The sequence below is a fragment of the Bacillus sp. AFS041924 genome (genome assembly GCF_002577195.1).
Classification (GTDB): Bacteria; Bacillota; Bacilli; order Bacillales; family Bacillaceae_G; genus Gottfriedia.
Genome location: NZ_NULG01000017.1, coordinates 62,201 through 84,316, shown reverse-complemented (window position 1 = coordinate 84,316; position 22,116 = coordinate 62,201). Strand labels below are relative to the sequence as shown.

The 22,116-nt window shown below is 32.5% G+C and carries 12 protein-coding genes and 1 pseudogene; 3 read left to right on the top strand and 10 right to left on the bottom strand.

What is annotated here, in order from left to right; genetic code table 11:
- The 4 genes and pseudogenes from COC46_RS06355 to COC46_RS06340 form a co-directional block, all read right to left on the bottom strand.
- The coding region (locus COC46_RS06355) for a S8 family serine peptidase (protein WP_304362826.1) at window positions 1-2,073 on the bottom strand (2,073 nt) is incomplete at its 3' end.
- 1,422 nt (window positions 2,074-3,495) lie between these two features.
- Window positions 3,496-4,023 (bottom strand): annotated as a pseudogene (gene msrA / locus COC46_RS06350) (peptide-methionine (S)-S-oxide reductase MsrA); the annotation flags it as partial.
- Window positions 4,024-4,122: 99 nt separating this feature from the next.
- Entirely contained in the window at window positions 4,123-4,581 is a 459-nt protein-coding gene (gene msrB, locus COC46_RS06345) for a peptide-methionine (R)-S-oxide reductase MsrB (RefSeq protein WP_098808905.1), read from the bottom strand.
- Window positions 4,582-4,911: 330 nt separating this feature from the next.
- Entirely contained in the window at window positions 4,912-9,312 is a 4,401-nt protein-coding gene (locus COC46_RS06340; RefSeq protein ID WP_098808904.1) for a S8 family serine peptidase, read from the bottom strand.
- Window positions 9,313-10,408: 1,096 nt separating this feature from the next.
- Here COC46_RS06340 and COC46_RS06335 point away from each other — a divergent pair.
- Window positions 10,409-11,176, top strand: a complete 768-nt coding sequence (locus COC46_RS06335) for a TMEM164 family acyltransferase (RefSeq protein ID WP_098808903.1) — start codon at window positions 10,409-10,411, stop codon at window positions 11,174-11,176.
- A gap of 108 nt (window positions 11,177-11,284) precedes the next feature.
- Here COC46_RS06335 and fabF read toward each other — a convergent pair whose 3' ends face one another.
- Window positions 11,285-12,517 carry a beta-ketoacyl-ACP synthase II gene (gene fabF / locus COC46_RS06330; protein WP_098808902.1) on the bottom strand — a complete coding sequence of 411 codons (1,233 nt, stop codon included), beginning with the start codon at window positions 12,515-12,517 and terminating at the stop codon, window positions 11,285-11,287.
- Window positions 12,518-12,624: 107 nt separating this feature from the next.
- Here fabF and COC46_RS06325 point away from each other — a divergent pair, with 107 nt between their 5' ends.
- Window positions 12,625-13,464, top strand: coding sequence for a helix-turn-helix transcriptional regulator (locus COC46_RS06325; protein ID WP_098808901.1), 840 nt, complete (start codon window positions 12,625-12,627; stop codon window positions 13,462-13,464).
- A gap of 132 nt (window positions 13,465-13,596) precedes the next feature.
- Here the strand turns inward: COC46_RS06325 and COC46_RS06320 are convergent, their stop codons facing one another.
- The 5 genes from COC46_RS06320 to COC46_RS06300 form a co-directional block, all read right to left on the bottom strand.
- Window positions 13,597-13,779 carry a hypothetical protein gene (locus tag COC46_RS06320; RefSeq protein ID WP_098808900.1) on the bottom strand — a complete coding sequence of 61 codons (183 nt, stop codon included), beginning with the start codon at window positions 13,777-13,779 and terminating at the stop codon, window positions 13,597-13,599.
- Window positions 13,776-14,798, bottom strand: coding sequence for a TIR domain-containing protein (locus COC46_RS06315; protein ID WP_255294832.1), 1,023 nt, complete (start codon window positions 14,796-14,798; stop codon window positions 13,776-13,778). The genes COC46_RS06320 and COC46_RS06315 overlap by 4 nt, the downstream gene beginning before the upstream one ends.
- A gap of 252 nt (window positions 14,799-15,050) precedes the next feature.
- Window positions 15,051-19,028 carry a S8 family serine peptidase gene (locus tag COC46_RS06310; RefSeq protein WP_098808898.1) on the bottom strand — a complete coding sequence of 1,326 codons (3,978 nt, stop codon included), beginning with the start codon at window positions 19,026-19,028 and terminating at the stop codon, window positions 15,051-15,053.
- A gap of 592 nt (window positions 19,029-19,620) precedes the next feature.
- Complete coding sequence (locus COC46_RS06305) at window positions 19,621-19,911, bottom strand: SAV0927 family protein (protein ID WP_098808897.1); 291 nt, start codon at window positions 19,909-19,911, stop codon at window positions 19,621-19,623.
- A 503-nt stretch (window positions 19,912-20,414) separates the two neighbouring features.
- Window positions 20,415-20,966, bottom strand: coding sequence for a GNAT family N-acetyltransferase (locus tag COC46_RS06300; RefSeq protein ID WP_176545077.1), 552 nt, complete (start codon window positions 20,964-20,966; stop codon window positions 20,415-20,417).
- Between the two features lie 283 nt (window positions 20,967-21,249).
- On the opposite strand from COC46_RS06300, the gene COC46_RS06295 reads away from it, so the two are divergent.
- Complete coding sequence (locus COC46_RS06295; RefSeq protein ID WP_098808895.1) at window positions 21,250-22,047, top strand: formate/nitrite transporter family protein; 798 nt, start codon at window positions 21,250-21,252, stop codon at window positions 22,045-22,047.
- Window positions 22,048-22,116: the final 69 nt, after the last annotated feature.

The window sequence follows — 22,116 nt, the reverse complement described above, 5'->3', positions numbered from 1 at the left end:
AGCTCCAGCTTGTTCAAGTGATGTCCCTTTTCTTGTAATAATAGCCGGGGTCGTAATTGCATTTTGAATTTGCATTAAACCAGACCCTTGAATTCGTGGAGAATATGGTAATGTATTATTCGTGTTAGAATCCATAATAATATTCGAAGTATTCATTAAAGCAATTTTTGATTTTAGTACAGTTTCCTCAGAATGACTTAATCCTTTATTATATAATGACTGTAATAAAAGTGCTGCTCCTCCTGCTACATGAGGAGTTGCCATTGATGTACCACTATAAACATCATATTGATTTCCCGGTACTGTCGAATAAATATTTCCTCCAGGAGCAGTAATTTCAGGTTTAAAATCTAAAGTATAAGGTGCACCATAGGACGAGAATGATGACATATTGTTTTTATTTTCATTTTCGACATATACTCCACTTGAGAGTTGCATACTTATTTTTAGTCCTTTAGATAATTTTGAAATTAATTCATCGCCTATAGCTTTAGAAGTAGTAACTGATGCCAAGAAATACGGTGAAAAGTCTACATTAGGATAGTCTGGTAAATCTGACGGAGGTACTTGGATCAGTGCAACTGCCCCTCTTTTAGCTGCTTCTTGTTGGAAAGTAACATTCCCCCTATAGCCTGTTGATGGAATTGGCTTTGTTACAACAATTTTACCTTTTACATCTTTTCCTACGTAATCAGTATCTCTTCCTTCACCTACGTAAACAAAATCATAATTTTTCTCTTTTTCTAAAGCATCAATAAGTTTATTACCAGCTTGATTTTTATATGGAAATATATCACCTGTAGTTGATTTCATGGAATCCATATGCATTTTTGAATTTTCATAAGATGCCACAGATAAAGCAAAAGGACTGACGCTAGGTGACCCTACTGTTCCGATATCTGGGTTCTCAGCAAATGGTTGTAAAGATCTTTCTAATAAATAATTTTTCGTACTATAAGCAGCATTTCCTCCTGCAACAACAACTAACGTACCTTGTTCAGTTGCTTGACGAATCACTTTCTGTACTGGATCATCTTCTTCGCCAACCCATCCTGAATCACTACCTAAACTCATATTAATAACATCTGCACCCATTGATACTGCGTGCTGGATTCCTGCAATAAGGTCATCCTCATATGCTCCACCACCGTTATCCGAAAATACTTTTTCTGCTAACAATTGCACGCCTGGTGCAATCCCTCTTACTCCATCTTTCGTTTCATCACCATTTGCACCGATTGTTCCTGAAACGTGTGTACCATGTGGATTACCATATTCGCCAGGAATAACATTTGTGTCATCATCCGCCCAGTCATATCCTGTTGGAACTTTGTCGCTATACCAAACTTCATTTACATTCGTTTCTGCAAATTTCCCTTGAATCTTTTCTTTTGTCCACTTTTCTTTTTGTATGCCTTTCTCAGTCAAAGTCAAATCCTTATGTGTCCAGTCAATACCTGAGTCGATTACTCCTACTACTAATCCTTCTCCTTGGTACCCATATGATTCCCAAACTTTCTGTGCTTGTACTAATTCTTTACTTGCAGCCATAGAGGGTTGGTATACTTTAGCAATATGAATATTTTTTACACCCTGAATCGATTTTATTTCATTCACATTTTTATAATCTGTTTCAGTACTAAATCCGTTGAACCCTGTATAGAAACGATGTTTAATATGGATCTTCTTTTTTGTTTTCTTAAGATTATTAATGACTTTATCTTGTTTTATCTTAAACTCTTTTTCTTTTGTTTTTTCAGACATGGCTGATGCATCTACTGGACTATCAACCTCAACTATGATTCTTACTTTTTCGTCTGGTTTAAACTTTTTAGTTTGTTGCTTCTTTGAATCGTATAAATTTTTATCTCCAAATTGATCACTTTCACCCGGTTTTTTTTGACTTTGTTCAGATAACAATCCTTTTTTTATGTAATGGCTTATATTACGGGTTGTTTGCTTATTAAGTGAATTATTACGAACCTCTTCAGCAAATACTGTAGAAGATAACAACAAAGCTGAAAGACAAACTGTAGAAAATACTTTGTAAGGAAATCCGTTTCTTTTTTTCAAACTCTCCACCCTTTCAAAATTTTAAATAATTTGCGGGTAGTCTTTTACAAGAAAATTAGAGGATAAAATTAGTGGAATACTTCTAAATTTAGTTAAAGTTTACAGCGAGAGAGACAGACCCATGTAAGTTAAATTAAGTCTTTTTTCTTATTAAATCTTAAACAAAATTAAATCACATTCATCTTGTAAACGTTCTTATTAGAATAAAATTTAAAACCTGCCTTAAAATATACAAATTTTATTTCTACTAACTTATGTATCGGTAAAAAATCTCTCCTTTCGAATTTCATTTCCCCTCATCCTTAAAGGATCTAAATCCGTTTAAATTTTCAACTATACAAATTTAATATTCTATCGATTTAGTACGGGAACTTTATTCATATTGTAGTTGTACTTTTATTCACTGTAAATTGGGGGGGATATTTATTTAAACTTTACAAAAATAGACTTTTTCCACTTTGTTAAACAGCGAAATTCGAAGAAAAAAATAGAATTATGACAAATAAAATTAAACTCTTTATTAAAATATGAAAATTAGATTACTAGATATTGGGGTAATCAGTCGTTTAGGCCTATGAAATATATGCATTATTTTTGGTGCTTGTCTAATTTATATTTAATTATTACTACTTTCACTAAAGTTTTAACTATTTAAACTGGGTAAAATAGAGAATTGGTTTGTAATAGTTCCTCTACCAATCTTGAACATTTTTATAATTGTCTAGGAAATAACAGCTTCTATTCCAGCAATTACTGTACCTAATCTGATCTGAATTGATTTCAATTTTATTCAAACCTATATTAAAAATTATTATTGCTAAAGAAGTTTTGGTAATTACTTTGTATTGATAAGTTTTTTCTTTTCTGCTCTCCACCTTCATCATCAGTAATATCTAATATATTGCTACTTTCCCTCGTTTGAAAAATCTGAAGCTATATATAAATTTAATAAAAAATTGGATCTGTGAGCAATACAGTATTTTAGATGATAATGATTAAAAAATTAAATGAGTTTAAGTTGAGAGATAGAAACTATGCCATAAGTATTATATTCTAAGAACTAACAGCTCAAAATTTCAAAAAATTAGGTTATTTGAGTGAAGGTAAATAGTTATTTAAACCTATCCCTAAAGTAGCAAATCTTTGTTGCATTAGGCGCATTTCAAACAGGCTGATTCACCTCTTTAAATGGGATTTTTCTATACTTTTTGATTCATTAGTTCTTCTATATTTCAATTTGATACAATCAAATTGAACAATTTTAAAAATCAAAACAATTAAGATTATAAAAAAAGTTCTTGGTAAAAAATCCAAGAACTTTTCTAAACTTACTAAATCAGATGTTTAGCCTCTCAACATAGACATCATCTTTAACTATTCGGTTCAAAATAAGCATATATTCTTTTATTTTTCAAATTGGTGATTTTTCCAGTTTTCTCTAATAAATTGTCCTCTTCCTGAACCTTCTTTGTATAGATTATAATGGATCGAATTTTTTTTATAATATTGCTGATGGTTCTCTTCTGCGTGATAAAACACAGATGCTTCTTTAATTTCTGTAACAATTGGTTTCTTAAATATATTACTATCTTCTAACTTTCGTTTTGATTCTTCCGCCATACGTTTTTGTTCGATATTATGATAAAAGATAACTGTTTTATAAGAATCCCCTCGATCACCAAACTGACCATATGCATCAGTAGGATCGATTTGTTGCCAAAAAAGCTCTAACAGCTTCTCATACTCAAAAATGTTGGGATTGTAAGTTATTTGAACTGCCTCGTAATGTCCAGTTAAATTTGAACATACTTCTTCATATGTTGGATTATTCTTATGTCCACCTGTATAACCAGATACAACTTTAATGATTCCTGGTAACTCATCGAATGGTTGAACCATACACCAAAAACATCCACCTGCAAATGTGGCTACTTCATATGTTGATTCCATACTTTTAATCCTCCCTTTTTTTAACACTTTAGAATAACTGGTTCCTATATCTTTCTAATTTCTTCTACTAGTACGAAGTATCATAAACTTTTAACAGGTCTACTTTTTAAATTGCTCTACATAAGCTTCATAACCTCTTTTTTTAAGATCAGCTTTCGGAATAAATTCCATTGCTGCAGAATTCACGCAGTATCTTTGTCCAGTTGATTCGGGTCCATCATTGAATACATCACCAATGAAGGAATCAGCATCCTTGCTTCTAACCTCGACACCCCATAATAACCCTTTTCGTTTAAAGACAACATTTTTAGGTTCCAAAGGCTGTGAAAAACTTGGCCAACCTGTACCTGCATCATATTTGTCTTTAGAGCTAAACAGTGGTTCACCCGAAACGATATCAACGTAGATGCCCTCTTCCTCGTTATCCCAATATTCGTTATTAAAAGGTTCCTCATCTATCCCATTTTGAGTAACGTTAAACTGGATTCTAGTCAGCTTATTTAGCTTTTCTTTTTTGTTAAAATTATCTTTAAATTCTTGATTTGAATTAAATTTCATGATGAAATCACTCCCCAAGAAATATTTTTAAATAGAAGAATCATATCTGATTAGTATCCAAATCAAAAACAATCTTCTGTGGTACAAATTTACCACATTCAAGAACGATTGGTCAAGAATGTTCATAAAAGAAATTTTAAAAATTCGTGATCCTTTATATAAATGAACCTGTTTAGTCCTACCAAAAGAGTGGAGAAAAAGTGAAATATTTCATAATATTAGCCAATTTTTACCATAATTATTTTGAAGACCTATCATTAATATTACTAAAAAACAAAATATAAAAGAAAATCCCCACACCATAAAGCGGAATAGGGATATTTCTTAAAATTATTTTTTAGCCAAATTCATTCTGTGAACACTGCCACCTTCCGTGCCTACAAACAAATATTGTTCATCAGGGGAAAGTTCAAGTGCTGTAGCATTTCTATTCTGTAAACCATCGGATACATTCTTCCAAGTTTTCCCTCCATCAACACTCATTAATACGCCTCGACCTTTTTTTAGAATACCACTTTCTCTAAACGAACCAGTGGCTGCATAAACGATTTTGCTATTTTTCGGAGAAATAAGAATATCATTTATTTTGATGTGGAGTTCATCACTACCTACACCATTTGCTTTTACGAACGATTTACCACCATTTTTGCTTAAATATAAATGGTTTCCACCTACCACTATATGATTTGGATTTTGCGAATCGACAGAAATGCTGCTTACAGGAATGTCTTGAATTTTTTCAAAAGTCTTACCCATATCTTTTGACAAAAATAGACCATCACTTCCACCTGCAAAAATTCGTTTTGGATCTTTAGGATCAGCTGCAATTGCTAAGAAAATATGTTGCTGTTTAATCTTTTTCCACTTATCTCCACCATCTATACTTATATAGATACCACGTTCTTTTGAAAAAGGCTCATAATAAGTAACTACGACTTGTTTAGAGTCAACTGGACTAACCATCAACGCAAGTGCGTCTTCGAAAAATTTAAATTTATTTTCCCAACTTTCACCGCTATCTGCACTTCTGTGTATATACGATCCATCCGTACCAGAGCGTATTTTGAAAACAACATTCGGTTCTTTAGGAGAAGTAACTAGATCATACACTGCTTCTCCTACTCTACCTTCCCCTTGAGCTGCACCCCATTCTAATATAGAGGAATCAATCTTTTTTTGAGTTGGCAATTCTGTTTTGTAAATGTTTGAATCAGTACCTGCAATTAATTGATATCCTTTTGCGTTACGTGTAATAGCTAGGCCATAAACATTTGCCCCAGGAATACCAATTCGTTTATATGATTCACCATTATTTTGAGTTCTATAGATCCCTGCCTGTTCAGATGAGACATATAATTGACGCGCACCTTTATTTGAAGTCTTTGGACTTAAATTAAAATCCATTTCAAGGGAATTATACCCAGGAAGTGGTTTTTTTATTGTTTTCCATGTTTTTCCTAAATCGTTACTTCTCCAAATACCATCATAAAATGTCCCTACATAAATATCTCCATCCAGAATTTCTACTCGAGCTACACTTTTAAATGATTTACCATCACGTGTTAACTCCTTCCAATCTTTACCATTATTATATGAAGCAAACAAACCAGCTTTTTCTTCCGTAGTATTCGTACTAGTTATTAAAATATCTTTGTTACCATCAATCTCAATAGTACCTAAACCTTTTACTTCTGGTTTAAATAATAACTTAGATTTGGACACACTAGAGAATACATCTTTTAATAAATAAACACCTTCCGTATGTGCTGAAAGATAGAGGTCATTATCTAGAAGTTTAGCTTTTGTAAGGAATTGCCAGTCTCCAGGCTTCTTCACCCAGTTCTTTCCTCTGTCTGTACTCACATAAACTTCATTTTGTGATATAGCTACTAATTTCTTCCCAGTTTTATCGATCAATAAATCTTTAGTGTAGGTATCCGGAAAAGATAATCTTTCCCATGATTTTCCGCCGTCTTTACTTGCAACTATCATACCTAAATTAGTAGAATAAATATCTGAAGCATTAAGAGCTACGAATAAATTTTTATCATTTGTTGGATCTACTACTATATCACGAGCAAATCCTCCTGTTACAGGGAAATTTTGATACTCATGCCATGTTTCTGTGCTATCCTCATAACGGAAAAAAGAAAGAGTCTGTGTCGGTAAAACTGTCATGTTCTTAGGATTTTTTAATCCAAAATTCAGCAGACCAGTATTAGAATAAGGACCAACTGATTTCCACGTAGTTGTATTTTCTTTACTAGCAGTTAATTTTTCGACAAAACCAGTACCAATTATTGTAATTTCTTCATTATTGGAATTTTTTGTTTTTGTACTTGTATCAATTCGATAGATACCTGATTCATTAACAGGTATTTTCGCCTTCCACAAAGTATCATGATCTAAAACTGCTGTAACTTTTTTTGTTTTTCCATTTGGAGTTCTTACGGTCACTTTCGGTGCTTCTGATAGTTGAACCGGGCTGTAAATATATGCTGTTGTTTCTTTTAGCGATGATACCACTGGATCAGGTGATGCAATAACATGGAAATGCCTTGCAATAAACTGGAATGGTACCCGTAAATGTTGTGAATTTTTCCCAGATTTGATTTTTCCTTCTATCCAGCCTTCTACATCTGTATCTTGATCCGGTCGATTCATATTGATATTTACTGAAACATTTACTTGTTTGCCCGGTTTTATTTGAATGTGGGATGGGCTCACGGTAATAACTGCCCCTGATTTTGTAAATTCTGTTCCAGTGAAATCTATATCAACCGGTTTATCGCCGTGATTTTCCAAAGATAATGTAGAACTTTTATTAATATTTGAATTTTTTAAATCTGCCATACCAAATTTTAAACCATTTGGAGTGGCGACGACGTTTGTTTCTGCTGCAGTTTTAATATCCAATCTTCCTGCTCCTTGTGTATCTACATCATTTGATGTTAAGGGCTCAACCGATTCTTTTAAATTACTGGAAATATCACTGCTTGACCACGACGGTTTAAGTTGTTTCAGAAGAGCAGCTGCTCCTGCCACATGAGGAGCAGCCATGCTTGTACCGCTTAAACTTGCGTATCTAGACTCATTATCCTCACTCTTAATGTAAGTAGATTTTATTTCAACACCTGGTGCTACAAGATCTGGTTTTCCACTGTAATACCCACGTGAACTAAAGTTTGCAATCAAATCCGTTGCGTCTTTTCCTGATAACATTATTTTGACAGGTCCATTGGCCAAGTTCTCCTTTATTTCCTCAGCCATTGTTTCATCTATACTCATAGCGACTAACTTTTCAAATTGAGCGTCCATTGAAGAACCCGTCTTAAATTGATGTTGTGGTTTTACCATTCTATGAGAACTGGATTTGTCTTGAGATGATATAGTTTTTCCTAATCCAAGTAAAGGACCAATCTCACCAGGCAGCCCCTCACTTTGAAAAAATATCGTAGCGTATGCCCCTTTTTCTTGAGCTATTTTCGACTCAGTAAAGTAGTTAAGCATTGGATTTACAGATAGTGGTATTTGTATTAGAACAATCTTTCCTCTCACGTCTTTTCCCTCATAATTTTCCAGTCCCCCTTCTCCAAGGTCTACAACCTCACGAGTAGTCGGTGCTTCTGGAGGATTTGCTGAAAAATCAAGTCGAGTAACGGTTAAGTTCTCTTTAAATGGAGCAACCATCTTCGCTTCAGGAACTTTTATACCACTGACACTTGCACCAACTGCAAGTACCCCTTTAGCAATTGCTGGAGAATTGATTGTACCATAACCAGGTCCATTATTCCCCGCCGCAGCAACAACAACAACACCTGCATCTACCGCATTTTGGGCGGCTTTTGAAAGAGGATCATTCTCATCACCGGCAGCACCAAGACTCATATTTATAACATCTGCTGGGTATGGATTATCTGGGGAAATAGAAGCTTCTATCCCAGCAATGACATCGGAGGTACTTCCTTCTCCATTGTTGTCCAAAACTTTATAAGCTGTAATCGAAACGTCAGGTGCTACTCCCATCAAATTTCCATTCGCTCCGATAATTCCAGCAACATGTGTTCCATGCCCTTGGTCATCCATAGGATCATTATCCTTATTGACAAAATCATATCCACCAACAATTTTATGTCCAGTCCCAAACGCCCCACCGAGGTCTGGGTGTGTATAATCGACACCAGTGTCAATTACAGCTACTGTGACACCTTTACCAGTAGCATCTTGATTATTTTTGTCTTTTTTATTCCAAACATCAGTAGCTCCAATTAAAGGAACACTTTTGGTTAGATTTGCACGAACTTCCTTATCTGGATAAACTGCTTTTACACCAGGAAGTGAACGCAATTCGTCCAACTTATTATTAGGAACCTGTAAAGATATTCCGTTAAAAGTGATTGTAAATTCATTTGATTTGGTGTATGGAATTTTTTTATCTTTTACTTTTTGTAAGACTTGACCGTGTGATTGCCTTAAGCTTTCAATTTTTTGGTTAAGTTTTCTTTCTGTACTACTTGTGGTAGCACCGATAAGTTCTGATTTCGGCAAGCTTTCTATGGCAGGTCCGCCTTCCATCTCGACAATAACACTTGTCATCTGATTATCTGAATTTGTTTCTTGTGCTAAACTAGTTGGTACATCAAATGAAAGATTAGCATTAGAGATTACTAGTGTTGAAGCAACAAAGCCAACTGCGGTTCCATTTTTAATCCAATTATTTCTTTTTTTCATTTAGTTATCTCCTCTATTAAAAATAGCATTTTAATTTTAGATTAAGTCATCAATTAAACGGCATAATTTTTATCATAATTTTGTAGTTATATAACCTCTATAATTTCGTCTCGAATTGATTTTATAATCTTCTCCAAATAAGTTTTATTAAGTATTTTTGTTAAAGACGACGAATTGGTAATCGTGTTTAAAAAATCTCTTTTTTTCTTCGTTCTCCACCTTCCTCCCGAATCAATTAAAAACCTTCTACTTACCCTCCTTTTAAAAATATCTGAAGCCAATATAAATGTAATAAATTGTTGTATATGCGAACAATACAGAATTTTAGATGGTTTTGATTAAAAAATTAGATAATAATATGTTGAAAGATAAAAACTAAGTCATTAGTACTGTATTCTATGAACTAACCACTTTAAATTAGGAAAAAACGTTATTAATTACTCATAAAGAATCTAACTATATATTTTTTAAAAATGGTGTAATGTAATGAATCGTAGTATAAAAAAATTTTGATGTTGTTTAAATCGAGGGCTCGCAATAGATTAGAAATGAAATAGTTATATTTAAATGAGCTAATTAGTTAATTGATTTTATTTTTAAGATAGGAATAAGGCCGCTTGAGAGGGTTTTATATGATATTTTTATTGACGAGGATATTGAAACATTAATGCGGTATACAGATAAGAACCATTGTATTAATTTGATTAATAAATTTATACAGTCTACTCAAAAGGAAAACATAGTTAATGAATTGCGTTCAAAAATTTCTTTTAAAATACATTTTCTAATAGATTAATAACTTTATATAAAGACATGGAATATAATAGATTACTTTTCTTGCTTAATACATAATACCGATTTTTTTCTATGTGTAATTTCTCCATCTCTTAAATTTAAAAATTTACAGTAAATGTTATAAGTTCTTTCTAATTTTTTTTTGAATAAATCAATAATAGGTGTTATTTGATTTTACTTTAGTTCTATCTTTAATCGCTTATTGATACGTTTTTTCCCGAGACAGATTTCAAATAAAATGTAGGGGGTAAATTGCGTTGAAAACAAGTGTATTTTACTTCATGAAGGTAAGTATTGTTCAATGACCTTTCAAATGTGGAGTCCTTTCCATTTTTTATTTATGTCGAGCCCGTTTATTTTTGTCACTTTGTTTTATTTTCTATTTAGACGTTTTAATTATAAAACATTGCGATTGATTGGTATGGGATTCTCGCTTATTGGAATCGCTCTATTAGTTTGTCGTAATATAGAAATTTATCATAATGTAAATCAAATTGCCCCTGAAGAAATTCCACTACAAATTTGCCATCTTGCTAATTTTATATTGTTTTTTGCATTTTTATTTGAAAGTGATTTACTATTTACAATCGCTTTTTGTTTCAATCTTCCTGCTGCTTTAGTTAGTATACTATTTGCTAATGGTCTTACTAACTATCATTCACTTCTCACATGGCAAGGTATGGCGTATCTTTTTGGACATATGCTAATTGTTGGAGTCGTATTGTGGGCGTATTTCAATAAAATGGTTCATATTAAGATTAAAGTTTTGAGACATTCATTATCTTTTATTATTTTAATGTTCATTCTATCGATCTTTGTGAATAATTTGTTCATGAAATGGATGCCTCCTTTTTCATCAAATTACTTTTATACAATGGCTCCCGAAAATGGAACACCATTAGAATATTTTTATAAGTTAGGTAAAGAGACTACAACTTTTGGACTTCATTTCAACCTAGTTTATTTATTGCTTCTTCTCATAGTAGGCTTAAGTGTTGTATTTTTCTTTTATGTAATTTATCTATTTTTGAATTTAGTTATAAAAAGACAGAGTCATCTAAATTCATAACTGGATAATAAAATACTAATTATGAACTCAAACCTTTTAAAAAGATTAAAAGCCTCTTAACGAAAAGAGGCTTATTTAATCTTCTAATAATCAATTCAATTAGATGTATTAAACATACTTTTTCAATACAATAGCTGAATTATGTCCCCCAAAACCAAATGAGTTAGAGACGCCAATGTTTAATTCTTTCTTCCTTGCTCCTTCAGGTACATAGTCTAAATCACAATCTGAGTCTGGTTGAGTTAAATTGATTGTCGGTGGTATAATTCCTTCTTGCAGACTTTTCACTAAGGCAATTGCTTCTACTCCACCTGCTGCTCCAAGCATATGACCAAGCATCGATTTATTTGCTGTTACTGGGATTCGATATGCAAGTTCACCAAACAATCTTTTAATCGCTAACGTTTCTGACAGATCTCCTATTGGTGTACTTGTAGCATGTGCACTAATAACGTCTACATCTTGGCTTGAAATTTCTGCTCTATTTAATGCATTCCTCATTGCTATATATGCTCCGCGTCCTTCCGGGTGAGTTGCTACCATATGGTACGCGTCAGAACTAGCACCGTAACCAATTACTTCACATAGGATTGGTGCATTTCGATTTACTGCGTGATCCAATGATTCTAATACTAAAACTCCGGCACCTTCACTCATGACAAAGCCATCTCTTTGTGCATCAAAGGGTCGACTTGCTGAAGTAGGATCAGGATTAATCGATAGTGCCTTAGCGTTCCCAAAACTTGCTAATGATAATTGAGATATTGCAGCCTCAGTACCACCAGCAAAAATCACATCCGCTTCACCGTTTCGAATCGTATTAAATGCTTCGCCAATTGACGAATTTCCTATTGAACAAGCTGTTACAGGTGATAAAGATGGTCCAAGTGCACCCAATCTAATACTTATTTGAGCTGCAGCTGCATTTGATATAATCATCGGTACTAAACTTGGACTAACTCTTCCTGGTCCTCTTTCATTTAATAAATTTACATTTTCAATAAACGTATTAATGCCTCCAATACCTGAGCCTACGTATACACCTAAACGTTCAAGATCGATTTTGTCTAATTGTAATTGTGAATTTTCCAAAGCTTGTTCAGCGGCTGCTAAGGCAAACTGACAAAAACGATCTAATTTTCTAGCCTCCTTTTTTCCCCATCTTTCTTCTGCATCGAAGTCACGAACAATACCTGCTACTTTCGTTTTTATAGTTGATACATCCAACGTATCAATCGACGAAATACCCGAGTATCCATTAACTAAGTTATTCCAAACCGTGTCGACATCATTTCCTAATGGTGAAATGACGCCCATTCCAGTTATAACAATTCTTTTCATATTAAGTCCTCCATAGTCTTTTTCTTTATTTTAACTTGTATTTATCCTATTACAAGTTGTAGTTTATCCTAGTATAATTTATACTACGTTCAGAAGGGAGTTTTTAAATGAATCCTGAAACAAGACTACAAGCATTGTCAGAATTTCTGAAAACACAGCGCTCTAAGCTTAATCCACAGATGGTTGGATTACCAGTTGGAACTCGTAGAAGAACCCCAGGTCTACGTCGAGAAGAAGTTGCACAAATTGCAGGAGTAAGTACAACTTGGTATACATGGCTAGAGCAAGGGAGAGATATTAAAGTTTCTAATTCAGTATTAGATGCAATCTCTAATGCATTACAATTAAATAAAGATGAACGAAACTATTTATATGCACTTGCTTTACCTGAAGCTGAGAAACATTCATTCTCAAGTGAAGGAGAAACAGTCATTAGTCCGGCATTAAATAAAATATTACAAGAATTACGGAATTGTCCAATCATTATTTCAGATCGAAGGTGCCACATTGTTGGATGGAATCAGGCTGCCTCTCATGTTTTTTTAGATTTTGAACAAATCCCACCAGATAAACGAAATCTAATTCAATTGCTCTTTTCTAGAAAGGAATTTAAAAGTTTAGCAGTAAATTGGGTACATTTTGTAAAAGGCTTTTTAGCAATTTTTCGCACTTATTACGGACAATATGTAGGAGACCAGTGGTATACTTCATTTATTAAGGAGATGGAACAAAATTACCCAGAATTTCATGAGCTTTGGAATGAAAGTGAAGTAAGTTCTGCCCCGGATGTTTTAATAGAATTTCGACATGCAAAAGCAGGAAAAATGCTTTTTAACTTAACATCTTTACAAGTTCAAGGAAACATTGATTTACGATGTAGCGTTTATACCCCTGTTGAAAATACAAATACAGAATCTAAGTTAAGAAAACTGATGAATAATGAATAGATTTTTCAAAGTAAAAAAATAATAGCTTGGTAGCACCGAGCTTTTTAAATTTGACTAAAATTCATTCATTTTGCGGTTATGGATACAATTTTATACAAAAAAAAGAGTAACTAGTTTAGTCACCCATAAGTTTTAATATGCTTTCATTTGATCTGGAGTACCGTATTCTGCTTTACGACGAAGAACAACGATACCTCTTTCAGTTTTACCATTAAAATCAGCTAGTCCTTTTTGACCTAAACCTTTTTCAACTTTTGGATAGAAATCTTTCTTCGATTCTTTTTTAGCATCATTTAAGTTGATATATCTTGTCATAAACAAACACCTCCAAAAAGTTCGTTTATTGTTTTCATTAACCTTTTATTTCTTCCTAAAAGAAAGTCTTTTTCATCTTCAGTTAAATCGATTGCATCATACTCTTCACTTGAAAAAGTGACTGTTAAAACCATACTATTTTCAATAGGATAGCATATTAAGTATGTGTTGTAAAAATCACTTTTTTTAATGAAAATGATTTCATTATTTAGATAACTATCTATCACAAAAATTCGATCATCAACGATGCCTTCATTAACATTAAAATGATAAAAATCGATTCTAGATTTTTTACCAGCAACATGTTTTAGACCATCAGTTCCTTCTACCTTCCAAACTCCTACATCATCTATTTCATACCCTTCTGGTACGCTATGAGCTCTTTTAAAATTATCTGATAAGAAAATTGAAACATTATTTCGGTCGGATTTTAAGAGTTCTAATGTTAGTAATGTGCTAAAATTAGCTACAACTTCACTTTCTTTTTTTTGTACGATTAAATCATCAATTTTATTTTGGAAATCAGGAAATAAACCTTTTTCTCTAATCTTTCTTTTTATTTTAATACAAGCACCAACTACTTCTTGAACTATATCCTGATCATCACGTATGTCATATCTCATTGGATTAAGACCAGTTAAATCAGAAAGTAAATGATAATTTAGCGGCTCCATTGAGTTTTTATGTACTATGCCTTTCGTATGATTTGGCATAATATAAAAGGCTCGTCCTCTTTTTAATCGACCCCAAAATAATCCCATTTCAAACATTGTATTTTCTCTTGTCGTCAAATATTTCTCCTTACGAATTTCTATAATATCATCAGGAGTAAAAATGAAAACTGCAAAGTCATTTGTATCCAGTTGTTTTTCCAAATCATCCATTGTGTACTCTAGTTCATCAAAAGCATTCATCCAGATTGTAACTTCGGCATCTCGTTTAAGACCTTCAAATACTGCTTCAACATAATGAATAGCTTCCGCTGATGAACCGATAAACACTCTTGGTTTCCTCTCCATCAAACTTAAATCCTCCATATTTCATTCACTAATTATTACAATACTTAAATGATTGGCAAATAAAATGACCAATCTATTTTTGCTTAATCTTACCAAATACATAGATAAACCGTCTATAATATTCAAAAAATTTACACAAACTTGTCACCTTTTATTTCACTTTAGTAAAGGTAAATTTTTATTACTTTGAAATTATAATAAAAAAACCTGATGCCCCTAAAGGAGCAATCAGGATTTTTAAAGATTAAATTATTATTTAACTAAAGTAAATTGAGTTAATTTAAATGAATCTACATTTATTAACTTGTTTGTTGCAGCACTAGATTTTGTACCAGTTGCTACGATTTTAATAGTATGTGCTTTATTTGGTAGATTTTGAGTATTGAATACATTTATTTTATATTTTCGGCTTGATGAGTAAAGATCAATTTGCTTTACTTTTTTACCATCTATATAGATGTCAGCTTTTCCCATATTCTTATCTTTTAAGGCATACACTGTTATTTCTGTTCCAGTAAAGTTATATTGAAGTGATCCAGTAGAACCTTTTGTTTCATTAATTGTTCCGCCTGAAGCACTTGTATATTTTAACTTAGACCAAGTTCCAGAGTATTTAACATTTGAATCGCTGTTCTCTACTGATTTCGTTGTTTGTACAGAAACAGATAGACTATATTGACCTGAGCCTTTTACAGCTGAAGGGACGATATAATACTTTCCAGTTTTCGTTGGTTTGAATACGATTTTTTCAGTAGAAGTCGTGCTAACTGATTTTTTTAATGCAGGTTTATTTTTATCATAAATAGTTGATGAACCAGTATTGAATAATGATAAATCAAAGTTAGCATTAGAAGGACCAGTTAACGCAATCTCATATGTTTTACCCGCAGTTAATGTCTTAGACCAAACATCTTTTAAGTCCTTTGCATCAATGCTAAGACTACCTTTTACAGTACCTGTAATTGATTTACTTCCTTTAATATCATCATCGTAAACGTAATGAATAGCTGATGAAAAAGGTGTCTCTGTTTTATCCGCTGTATTAATTACAGCCACATAATCATATGTTTTACCTGGTACTGCAGTTGAATCCGTGTAAGACGTTGTAGTCGTTTTATTTACTTGAACATAATTAGGTTGTGAAGACTCTTTACGATAAATACTGTAAGATTCTGCCAGATTTGAAGATGTCCATGAAATAACTGGTTGTTTCTTTGCAGTGTCAAAAGATGTTTTCAATGAAATAGGATTACTTTTTACAATAAATTTATCAACATTGATTCCTGTAGCAGATTTTCTTGCAGCAGGGTCGTTGTTTCCAGTCCACACAATTTTGATAGAGTGTGTACCATAAGTTGTAAAATCTTGTTTAAAGATGCTTTGTTTTGATTTAAAAGTAGCATTATAAAGCGATTTTGATGTTACTTTTTTGCCGTCTATATAAACATCGGCAATTCCTTGAGAAGGATCTTTAAAACCTTGCCATTCAATGCTATACCCAACAAACGTAAAATTAACGTCTCCTGAAGAATTTAGGACACCTGCCATTTGTCCAGAAAGTTGCGGATTAAATACTGGCATCCACTCACCGTTGTAAGTCAATGAACTAGAATCATCTTCATACGTTCCACCGAAATTACCTGTGTAAAGTTTATAGTTACCAGCACCTTTGTAGTCGTAAACATTTACAAAATAAATTCCTGTATTAGGAGCAACAAACTTTATCGTTTCATTTGATGAATTTTCATTCTCTGAGTATGCAACCATTCCATTCTTATTATTTACGCTTTCGGTTGATTCATCATATACATATAAGTCAAAATCGCTACCTGCTTGACCATTTAATGAGAATGTAATGCCTTGTCCTTCTTTTAAAGACACTGCATAAACATCGTTTTTATCATTGTTATGATCATTTGTTAATTTTAAGCTTCCATTTAATACACTCTTATCTAAAGGAACACCTGGTGTGTCATTATCATCAAAGCTATCTAGATCTTTTGCTTTAACAATTTTTCCAGTGCCTACAAGTTCTTTTAGTGAATTTAATTTTGTTCCTTTTGCACTTGTATATAATTTTAGCATCTCTGGTGACATATTCGGATTTAAACCTAATAAAAGAGCAGCAGTTCCCGTTGTATGAGGAGTCGCCATAGATGTTCCACTATAATAGTCATATGCTTGTGAATAATCAGAAACATACTTAGTATTTATATACGTCGTTTTTGAATCATTTGATTGAACATAATCAGCAATGTAGTAAGGTAGATCAAATCTATTTACAGCATAATTAGTATTTTTATAGATTCCATCAGCCAATCCTTCAACATTCAAACTTGGACCCATATCAGAGTAAACATTTAAATGTAAAGTATCCTTTACAAGTGATGATTTCTCTTGTCCAGATAGAACATTAACACCAGATAGTAGTAATTTACCACCATTCGTTAAGTAATTTTTTAACGCATCTGTATCTGATTTTGTTAAAGTAGTACCTTCTTCAGAGTTAAATCCAATAGCATTTCCTGTAAACCAAACAACTGCATCGTATGATGATAATTTATTAATGTCCATAGAATCAGATAAAGACTTTTCGGAACTAATCGTAACCGTATTATCTTCTAGTTTATAGCCATCCAACAGTGTTTGATATGTTGGCAGATAGTTTTTAAAGATTTTAGAAAGCTCAGGAATGTCTTTTAACATGTCTGCAAGATCATTTTCATCATCTTGAACAAGTAATATTTTTTTGGTTGGATCTAAATCTAAATAATTTAATGCTTTGTTAAAAGCATCTTGTCTTTCAGTTTCAGAAGTTATCTTTTCATACCCAATACCATCAAAGATCGCCTTATAACTGCCACTATTAATTTCTGCTGATGCTCCAGCTTGACCAATTTTCAATGCTGAAGTAATTTCATCGACTGGATATTTCGGTACCGAACTTAAAATGTCTACACCAGGTGCAGCAACATCAACTGATTCTGCGCCATAGTTTGAGAAAGATGCTAGGTTACCTTTGTTATCAACAGCAGCAACTGATAGTATATTAGCACTATCAAAACTCGCTGGATAAGAGCCACCTTCATCATTATCCCATCCTTCATTGCCTGCAGCGGCTACAAACAAGCTTTGAGAATTCTCAATTGCATCTTTCAGTAATGGGTCGTATTCATCGCCGCCCCAACTGTTATTTGTAATTTTAACTCCCATACTTTTTGCGTATTCAATAGCCTCGATTGCATCTGCAGATGTTCCACCATCAGGACCAATGAATTTTAACGGTAAAATTTTAACGTTTGGAGCAATACCGACAACACCTTTATTGTCGTTTGTAGTTTTTCCTTCTAAAGCTCCAGCTATTGTCCCAGAAACATGCGTACCATGTTCATCTCCATCAAGTGCATCATAAACTGTGTTATCATGATTATAAAAATCCCAACCATTTACATCGTCAACATAACCGTTGTGATCATCATCAATTTTATTATCAGGAATTTCTTTTGTATTTGTCCAAATTTTACCAGCTAAATCTGGATGGTTAATATCAATACCCGAATCAATTACACCAACTACAACTTGCGCTCCCTGATTTGCTAGCTTTGATCCATAATTTCCCCAGCTTTCAGGTGCATCTACATCAATATCCTTTAAACCTTGACTATCATTAATCGTTTGTCCTGTATTATTTAATCCCCATAATTGATCATAATAGTTAACAGTATTATTGAAATCAGAAGCATAATATTTGTAGTTTGGTTGTACGGATTCAACATTTGAATCTTTTTTAAGTTTACTTATGTACTCACTAGTGCTTTCACCTAATGGTATTTTTACTACCTCAGCATTTAGCGACTTTAATTTCTTAGAAGGCTTTAAAGAGTACTTTTTCTGAAATGAAGAGATTTCCCCAGTAGTCGTTTTCTTTTTATATTTAACAACTAATTCACCAGTTTGATAATTATGTTTAGTTAGTGACTCTTTACCTTTTAATTTATCTCTTAATTTTGTCTCAATTTTTGATTCAGCTTTTTTAGGGAGTACCTTTTTGCTAGCTTTCGGTACTTCCTTCATTTGACTTTTTCTAAGATTTTTCCCAGAGTTTACCTGATTAGCAACTGCTGTGCTATTAGCACCTGTTACTGAAGCTGCTTGAACAGTCCCAGTATAAATACTTGAAAATAACAGCATTGTTGATACAGGTATTGCTAAATAATTTTTTTTCTTCATTGTTGCGCCCCTTTTTATAAAAGATTAATAGAAAATAACTAATAACTCACTTATGTAACAATTACTCATTTATCAACCCTATGAAACTTTAAGGTTTAATAATAAATGAAACCAAATCGATTTAATTTATATGAAGTTACATAAGGCTTCTATCTTCCAATTTCATATTTCTCCTTTCTATATGGAATTATTTTCTAGTAAACACATAATAATACCTTTTACTTTATGAGAAAATAGAACTTTAGAATTTAATAATTTATATAATCGGCAATTTTAGAGGTCTATTTACACATAAATTAAATAATAAAACAAGTGTAATTACTCATGTTTAAGTAGAAAGAAAGAATTGGATTTTAGAATAACCCCCTAATTGATAGATTAAGTTATTTAATGCCATTTTAAAATAAAATTAAATATTCAATTTATTTATTTTTATTAAACTGTTTATTTATATACATGCTAATGACAAACCGCTTTATCCCCTGGCAAATACATATTTAATATTTGTAGAGGATTATTGGTAAAATTAGATTGTGTTTTTTTATGACTAAAAAATAAAAGAGTCTCCAATAATTTGGAGACCCTCATATTTTTAATATTGATCACTGAAAATTCGTTGGTCCAAAATAGAATGAAAAAACATTTCAAGTTCTGGGATGTCTTCGGTTGCAATTCCAAGCTTTTGATCCCAGTGTTCTGGGTGGTCAATATCTTCTCTACATAGTAAAACCATTCTTCCACTCTGAATAGAGATCACCATTGCTTTCCCAAGAAATTTTTCTGAAAAGATTACAGCAAAGTCGTAGCGATGGCTACCTGCAGCGATACAGTAATAATGAATGTTTTGGTTTTCTTTCTCTTCCGATAAAATGTGGAAATTCATCCCTACCACTCCTTTTTTTCATCATTGTTTTACTTTGAGCATCTTACAAATTAATCAACATGCGGTATCTAACACTAAAGAGAAAAGAGAGTTTAAAAACTCCCTTTCTAACTAATTAGATGATATACGTCAATTTCCCTTTATTTTTATTGTAAAATTTTATGACAATTTAAAAATCGTGTCGTAAAAACACTGAAAAAGCTTAGTTTTACAAATGACTAGTTTGTATTACTTATTTATTAAACGCTCTTAACAAACTCAAAAATTATAGTAGAAAGGATTTATTTCACCACTTTTAAATTTCCGTAAAGGGATCCCTATGGGGTTGATTTCCACTACAGGATTTCGCTTTCCATGGGGCGATATTCATTAATTTCTTTAGCAATAATTAGAGTTTATATTGCAACATTTTTAGGATGATTTTTTGTATAAGGATCTTATATCAAAAAAAGATAAACAAAAAAGCTGTTTATCTTTTTAATCTATTCTTTAATTAACCAAACTTAACTTTGAGCCACCAGTTCTGCAAACTCTTCTTCTAAAATTGCGAAGCAAACGTGATCATACCACTGATCTCTAATTTTTAAGTTTTTTCTATAATAACCTTCCTTCACGAAGCCAACCTTTTCAAGTACACGTATAGATCCTAAATTTTCTGGGTTAACTTCTGATGTTACTCGGTGGAATTTTAAATCTTCGAAGGCAATTTTTAAAGCTTTTGTCATATATCCTTGCCCATTAAATTTCTCTCCAATATGATAACCTACCATACAACTTTGTTTCGGACCTCTCGTAACGAAAATGAACTGTACTTCTCCGATTAAAGTCTGTGTATGATTCTCTTCTTTAATAAAAATCGCAAAATCATGTCTACTATCTTCTGCACTATTTTCCATGTGCTCTTTTATACTCTTCATTTGTCCTTGAATTGTGTAAAATTCATCGTTTCTTAGTGTAGGGGACCATTTTTCAAAATGTTCTTTATTTTCTATGTGTAACTGTAGCTTTGCTTCTGCATCCTCAAATGTATATGGACGTACAATAATTTCTTTCAAAATAACCCCTCCAATGTACTATTCTATCTCTACAATTATTAGTTTAAGATCCTTATTTTTTTAATCAGGGGACCATCTAATTATACGGAAAATTGTTAATAATTAAATTTTACCACAAAAATTCTCAAATAAAGTACGTGATTTAACGTACTATACTAAAAATCACTCATAATACGAAAATATGTTTTGCTGTTATTAGTAAAATTTTTCTTTCTCTTTCTATTTAAAAATTGAATTCGTATATTTCATATCCGTTTATGGCAAATTAACATGGGGTGATATGATGGAAATTAAACCACTGTTAGAAGTAGAAAAATTAGCTTTAAAAAAATTAAAAATATTTGAACAAAGCCATCTCCGCTACGTTTTAAGAAGTATGCTTGCAAGTATGTTTATTGGATTCGGTGTAATGGTAGCTTTCAAAACAGGAAACGGGTTTTTCTTAGTTAATTCTCCAGTTGCTTACCCTATTGCAGCTTTAACATTTGGAGCAGCCATCGTGTTGATCTGGTATGGTGGAGGAGATCTTTTTACTGGAAATACCTTTTATTATACATATGCTGCATTAAGAGGTCGAATGAAGTGGCCAAAGGTCTTTGAGCTCTTAATCTACAGTTATATTGGCAATGTTTTAGGTGCTTGCTTGTTTGCAATAATCATTTATACTACTGGGCTTTTTGAGGCGCAAAACTCGAGTGCTTTTCTTTTATCCGTAGTCGAGCATAAAATACATAATCCCATTTTTCATTTATTTGCTAGAGGTATCTTATGTAATTGGCTTGTGTGCCTTGCATTTTTTATCCCAATGTCCTTTGGAGAAACAGAGAATGGAACAAAGATCACTGCCATGATGCTTTTTGTTTTTTGTTTTTTTATGTCTGGTTATGAACACAGTATTGCCAATATGTGCTCTTTTGCAATTGCACTAGTAATCGATCACTCTGACACTATTTCGATTTCAGGAATGGTTCGCAATCTAATTCCTGTTACAATTGGAAATCTGATTGGTGGAGAATTTATGATGGCGATCATGTATTATTTTGCTAACAAACCATTTTTTAATGAAATAGAGACAAAATAAGGTCTTGTAACCATTCAAGATCTTTTTTTAATTTCATAGAATGCAAAAAAGTACGCTTTTACAATCTGC